Origin of the sequence: Solibacillus ferritrahens (assembly GCF_037027585.1) — a bacterium.
GTDB classification, from domain to species: domain Bacteria; phylum Bacillota; class Bacilli; order Bacillales_A; family Planococcaceae; genus Solibacillus; species Solibacillus ferritrahens.
Genome location: NZ_JAXCLE010000061.1, coordinates 1 through 708, shown reverse-complemented (window position 1 = coordinate 708; position 708 = coordinate 1). Strand labels below are relative to the sequence as shown.

Below are 708 nucleotides of genomic sequence, written 5' to 3'. Positions count from 1 at the left end.
TATCTAAATCAAAGAGGTGTCCCGATATGATGACTAAAAACCAAATGAACGAACGTAATCAATTAGAAATGTTGACGATTGAACAACTTGTCCCAGAAAATCATCTCGTACGTAAATTAGATGCAGCCATTGACTTTTCGTTTGTATATCCATTAGTTGAAAACCTATATTCACCTTTCGGTAGACCAAGTATTGATCCTGTTGTCTTATTTAAAATGACAATGATTCAATACGTTTTTGGTATTCGTTCGATGCGCCAAACGATTAAGGAAATTGAAACGAATGTAGCGTACCGCTGGTTTTTAGGCTTCGGTTTTCATACAGAAGTGCCTCACTTCTCGACGTTTGGCAAAAATTATACACGGCGTTTTGAGGATACAGATGTATTTGAACAGATTTTCTATCGCATCTTAAAAGAAATTGTGGATGCGGGTTTATTATCAGCTGACCATATCTTTATTGATTCCACGCATGTTAAGGCAAGTGCGAATAAACGAAAATTTGATAAAAAGATGGTTCGAAAAGAGACACGTGCTTATGAAGAAAAGCTACAAGAAGAGTTAAACATAGACCGTGAAAAGAACGGAAAAAAGCCGTTTCCACCGGAGAAGTTTGAAAAGGAAGAATGGAAAGAAATCAAAGAGAGCACAACGGACCCTGAAAGTGGTTACTATGTGAAGGACGAACGGACAAAACAATTTGCCTATT

Annotated in this window: 1 protein-coding gene; it reads left to right on the top strand. The window is 37.1% G+C overall.

Annotation, left to right across the window (positions count from 1 at the left end):
- Positions 1–26 precede the first annotated feature (26 nt).
- Positions 27–708, top strand: a 682-nt coding sequence (locus tag SNE38_RS19350) for a transposase (RefSeq protein ID WP_336047179.1), incomplete at its 3' end; no start/stop codon positions are given.